The organism is Dactylosporangium sucinum, from assembly GCF_014647515.1.
In the GTDB taxonomy this organism is placed as follows: domain Bacteria; phylum Actinomycetota; class Actinomycetes; order Mycobacteriales; family Micromonosporaceae; genus Dactylosporangium; species Dactylosporangium sucinum.
Genome location: NZ_BMPI01000152.1, coordinates 1 through 4,946 on the forward strand (window position 1 = coordinate 1; position 4,946 = coordinate 4,946).

At 74.2% G+C, this 4,946-nt stretch carries 6 protein-coding genes; 5 read left to right on the forward strand and 1 reads right to left on the reverse strand.

All coding sequences use genetic code 11. From position 1 onward, the window contains the following. Nucleotides 1–156: 156 nt before the first annotated feature. Nucleotides 157–1,287 (reverse strand): zinc-dependent alcohol dehydrogenase, encoded by a 1,131-nt coding sequence (locus IEZ31_RS55335; RefSeq protein ID WP_190258220.1) that lies wholly within the window; start codon nt 1,285–1,287, stop codon nt 157–159. Between the two features lie 110 nt (nt 1,288–1,397). On the opposite strand from IEZ31_RS55335, the gene IEZ31_RS55340 reads away from it, so the two are divergent. From IEZ31_RS55340 to IEZ31_RS55360, 5 genes are all read left to right on the forward strand, one after another. Further along, complete coding sequence (locus IEZ31_RS55340) at nt 1,398–1,976, forward strand: 2-oxoacid:ferredoxin oxidoreductase subunit gamma family protein (RefSeq protein WP_190258221.1); 579 nt, start codon at nt 1,398–1,400, stop codon at nt 1,974–1,976. Nucleotides 1,977–2,058: 82 nt separating this feature from the next. Further along, on the forward strand, nt 2,059–3,123 hold the full coding sequence (locus IEZ31_RS55345) for a hypothetical protein (protein ID WP_190258222.1): 1,065 nt from the start codon (nt 2,059–2,061) through the stop codon (nt 3,121–3,123). Beyond that, nucleotides 3,120–3,890, forward strand: a complete 771-nt coding sequence (locus IEZ31_RS55350) for a thiamine pyrophosphate-dependent enzyme (RefSeq protein ID WP_190258223.1) — start codon at nt 3,120–3,122, stop codon at nt 3,888–3,890. Before IEZ31_RS55345 ends, IEZ31_RS55350 begins: the two co-directional genes overlap by 4 nt. After that, a complete protein-coding gene (locus IEZ31_RS55355; protein WP_190258224.1) occupies nt 3,887–4,597 on the forward strand; it encodes a GntR family transcriptional regulator in 711 nt (236 codons plus the stop codon). The genes IEZ31_RS55350 and IEZ31_RS55355 overlap by 4 nt, the downstream gene beginning before the upstream one ends. Further along, complete coding sequence (locus IEZ31_RS55360; RefSeq protein WP_190258225.1) at nt 4,594–4,821, forward strand: 4Fe-4S dicluster domain-containing protein; 228 nt, start codon at nt 4,594–4,596, stop codon at nt 4,819–4,821. Before IEZ31_RS55355 ends, IEZ31_RS55360 begins: the two co-directional genes overlap by 4 nt. The last annotated feature ends 125 nt before the right edge of the window (nt 4,822–4,946 follow it).

Here is a 4,946-nt window from a genome sequence, read left to right on the forward strand (position 1 = left end):
CCCCCTACAACCCGGACAAACACGGCGCACTCCAAGCCCTCCAACAACCGGCGGCTTGACACAGGGCTACTCATGCGTCCTCCGCTTCGCTCCGGCCGCCTGAGTTCAAAACTGAGCCCATGATGAGCGGCCTCCTCCGCTTCGCTCCGGAACCGCTCATGCGTCCTGCCCCCAGTCGAGCAGGTCCACCTGGGCCGGCCCGAGCGCGCCGTGGGCCGACTTGTCGCGGGTGATCGCCAGGGCCTCGGGCAGCGCCTCGACGCCCTGCAGGCGGTGGGTGACCAGGGCGCCGAGGTCGACGTCGCCGCGCCGCACCAGCCGCAACGCGTGGTCGAAGGCGCTCGCACCAGGCGCGTATCCGCCCGCTCCCGACCGCGGGTGCAGCAGCGCGACCGCCCGCTCGCGCAGCAGGCCGAGCGGCGCCGGGGAGCGGTCCGGCAGCACGGACACGACGACGATCCGGCCGCCGCGGCGCACGCAGCGGGCAGCCAGGTCGAGGGTGGAGGTGCCGCTGAGGCCGGCGCCGGGGGCGCCGCCCGCGGTCTCGAAGACGACGTCGGCCCCGATGCCGTCGGTGGCCTCCCGGACGGCCGCCTCCACGTCGGCGTCCGCGGTGAGGACGAGGTCGGCGCCGGCGCGGCGGGCCAGGTCGAGCTTGGCCGGGCTGCGTCCGGTGACGATGACGGTGCCGGCACCGCCCAGCCGGGCGAGCCGGACGTGCAGGACGCCCATGACCCCGGCGCCGAGGACGAGGACCGTCTCGCCGGGCCGCACGTCGGCCAGGGCGTGCCCGTGGATCGCCCCGGCGAGCGGCTGGACGGCCGCGGCGGCGGAGGCGCCGACACCGGCGGGGACCGGGACGACGGTCTTCGCGGGGACGACGACCCGCTCGGCGAACGCGCCGGGCCCGCTGAAGCCGAGCACGCTCGGCGCCGGGCAGGCGTCGGGCCGGTCCCGGCGGCAGGCCGCGCACCGCCCGCAGGCGGCGGTCTCCACGGCGGTGACCCGGTCGCCGGGCTTGACGTCGCCGGCTCCGGTTCCCACGGAGCCTCCCACCGAGCGCACGACCCCGGCGAACTCGTGCCCGCCGAACCGGGTCGGCCCGGCCGCGAGCCGCGCGGCGAGCACCCCGTGCATGGCGACCGGCTCCCCGGCGAGCAGCATGCACTCGGTGACGCTCGGCTGCACGCAGGCCACGTCGATCACCACCTCACCCGGCCCGGCGACGGGGTCGGGCACCTCCTCGACGGCCACGTCCCCGAACCCTCGCATGACGAGCGCCCGCACCGCACCACCTCCAGCATCTCGCGCCGCCCGCCTCGGGCGCCGATCCGGGCGCCCTTGACGGCCGAATCAGATTTTGTATTCAATATTCAAACCGCGTCAAGGGAGGCCGCATGGAGGTACTCGAAGTCGCCGGGCCGGTCGCCTGGGACGGCACCGGCGAGTGGGAGGTCGTGGTCAGCGGCATCGGGGGTCAGGGCATCCAGCTGCTGGCTAAGACCCTGGCCGAGGCCGCCACCCGCGAGGGCCGGCACGCGATGCTCGCCGCCGACTACGGCGGGGAGATGCGCGGCGGACCGTCGAAGGCCTCGGTCGTCGTCGGGAGCGCGCCGCTGCGGGCGCTGCCGATCCTGCCCAGCGCCGGGTCGGCGATCCTCGCCCACCACCGCTTCAGCGAGCACGTCGTCGAGCGGCTGCGGCCCGGCGCGTTCGTCCTCGCCAACGCCCCGCTCGTCGACCCGGCGCACCTGCGCGGCGACCTCACCGTCGCCACCGTCGACGCGAAGACCGTCGCCCAGTCCGTGAACGCGCCGAACGCGCTGGGGCTCGTCCTGCTCGGCGCCTACAACGCGCGGGCCCGGATCGTGGCGCCGCAGGAGCTGGAGGACGCGATGACCAGGCTGCTCCCGCCGTACCGGCGCCAGCACGCCGAGGCGAACGTCCGCGCGCTTCGGGCCGGGGCCGCAGCATGAGCGGTTCCGGAGCGCAGCGGAGGAGGCCGCTCATCATGGGCTCTGTGTGGAGCTCAGGCGGCCGGAGCGGAGCGGAGGACGCATGAGCCTGCAGTTGCTTGAGGGGGGCGCCGCCATCGCCGAGGCGGCGATCTCGGCCGGGTGCCGGTTCTTCGCCGGGTACCCGATGTCGCCGTTCACCGGCCTCCTGGAGGAGATGTCGCGCCGGCTGCCCAAGGCCGGCGGGGTCTGCCTCAACGCCGAGAGCGAGATCGAGGGCGTCAACATGACCCTCGGCGCCGCCGCGGCCGGGGCGCGGGCCGCCACCGGCTCCTGCGGGCAGGGTATCGCGCTCATGCAGGAGGCGATCGCCGAGGCCGCGCTCAACGAGACCCCGTTCGTCGTGTTCAACCTGGCCCGCAACCAGCAGGACTACTTCCAGGCCACCCGGGGCGGCGGCTGGGGCGACTACCGCACGATCACCCTCGCGCCCAAGGACGTGCCCGAGGCGGTCGAGCACACCCAGCTGCTGTTCCACCTCGCGGACAAGCACCGGGCGCCGGTCGTGCTGTACGGCGACCCCCTCCTCGCGCAGACCCGCGTCGGCGTCGACGTCTCGCCGCGCGACTTCGGGCCGCTGCCGCCCAAGGACTGGGTGCTCGACGGCACCGGGGGCGGCACCGGCCGCAGCCGGCAGGTGTGGACCTGGGCGATGGGCAAGGCCACCGACCCCGGGCCCGGCCCGGACGGGCACTGGCGGGCTATCGCGGCGAAGTTCGACCGCATCGCCGAGCTGGAGGCCCGCCACGAGCAGGCGGATGTCGAGGACGCGGAGACCGTGGTGGTCGCGTTCGGCTCGGCGGCGAAGTTCGTCGAGCACGTCGTCGCCGAGCTGCGCGCCGACGGGCACCGCATCGGCTGGTTCCGCCCGGTGACGCTGTGGCCGTTCCCCGGCGACGCGCTGGAGGCCGCGACGCGGACCGCGAAGCGGGTGCTGGTCTTCGAGCTCAACGCCGGGCAGATGCTCGACGACGTCCGGCTGCACGCCGCCGACCGCCGCGCCGTGCGGTTCATCGGCGGGGTCAGCATCGCCGAGTCCGGCCTGTCCTACGGGCCGCTGCTCGACGCTCCCGTCATCCGCGAGCGCATCCTGGAGGCGACCGCATGACCATCGACACCAGTGGCCCGCCGGTCCGCGACGCGCGGAAGGTCGCCGACTTCAAGCCGAACCTCATCCTCGGCGAGCACTCGCTGTGCCCCGGCTGCGGCGAGCCCGTCGCGCTGCGCATCCTCCTGGAGGTACTGCAGGAGCTCGACATCGTGCAGCAGACGATCGGGGTCGTGGGGCACGGCTGCTACGGCAGCTTCGTGCGCATCATGGACGTCGACGTCCTGCAGTGCCTGCACGGCCGCGCGCCGGCCTGCGCCACCGGCATCAAGCGGGTCCGGCCCGGCGTCGCCGTCTTCACGCTGCAGGGCGACGGCGACATGGCCAACGAGGGCCTGCAGGAGGTGCTGCACGCGGCCGCGCGCGGCGAGAACATCACCTGCGTGATGCTCAACAACGGCGTCTTCGGCGACACCGGCGGGCAGCAGACCGCCACCACGGTGCTCGGCCAGCGGACCAAGACCAGCATCGAGGGGCGCGACCCGGCCGCGCACGGCTACCCGATCCCCGTCGCCGACCTCGTCGCCGGGCTGCGCGGGACGGCCTACGTGGCGCGGGGCGCGGTGTCCAACGCGGGTGCGGTCCTGCAGGCGAAGCGCATGCTGCGCAAGGCCTTCGAGGCGCAGCTCAGCGGCGCCGGCTTCAGCCTGGTCGAGATCCTCACGATGTGCCCGACCGGCTGGTTCGTGCCCACCGCCGACGGCCCGACGTACCAGCAGGACACGATGGAGGCCACCTACCCGCTGGGAGAGCTGGTGACGCCGTGACCCTCGAACGCGCCAACACCAGCGAGGCGGTGGCCGCGCACATCCTGGAGCGGCTGTTCGCCGGGCGGCTGCGCAGCGGCCAGCGCATCGACCTCGACGAGGTCGCCGCCGAGCTCGGCGTGAGCCGGGTGCCCGTCCGCGAGGCCCTCATCCAGCTCGAGCGCGACGGCCTCGTCGACCGGGCGCACTACCGCCGCGCGCACGTCGCCGAGTTCGGCGAGGACACGGTGCGGGAGGCGTTCGCGCTGTACGGCATGCTCAGCGCCCTGACCAACCGGCGGGTCGCCGCCCGCCGCGACCCCGGCGTCCTCGACGCGCTCGGCAAGCTCGACGAGGCCCTGTCCCGCTGCGACGACCCGGCCGAGTTCGAGTCCCTGGCCCGCGAGTTCCGCCGCGTCGTCAACGTCGCCGGCGCCGGCAACCACCTGCGGGCCCTGCTGCGCACGTTCAGCGGCCTGGTGCCGGCCGCGGCCCGGTTCTCGATCGACGACGCGCTGACCGACGAGCGGGCGGCGCTGCGCGCCGAGTACCTGGCGCTGCGCGACGGCACGCCCGACGCGGCCGGCGCCGCCGCCCTGGCCCACCTGCGCCTGACCGCCGACAACGCGGTCCGCGCCCTGCACCGCCGCGGCGTCTTCCAGGAGGCGTCGTCCGAGGCCGGCCCACTGTGGACCGACGTGGCGGCCGTCATCGAGGAGAAGTCGTGAGCCGGACCACCCGCGGCACCCTGCAGATCGACGCCGAGCGCTGCAAGGGTTGCGAGCTGTGCATCACCGCCTGCCCGCCGAACGTGCTGACGATGTCGGCGACGGTCAACGAGCAGGGGTACTGCTACCCCGAGCTGCACGACGGCTGCACCGGCTGCACGGCGTGCCAGCTGATCTGCCCGGACTTCGTCTTCGCGGTGTACCGCTACACGCCGGCCACCTGAGCGTCACCCGGCGCGGGCAGACTCGCCCGATGGACACCACCGCCCTTGCTCAGAGGACGTCTGATTCACGAAGTTTGTGAGTTATGTACGTTCAGGTGTCTCGCCAGGTTGGGGTGGTTTCGTCG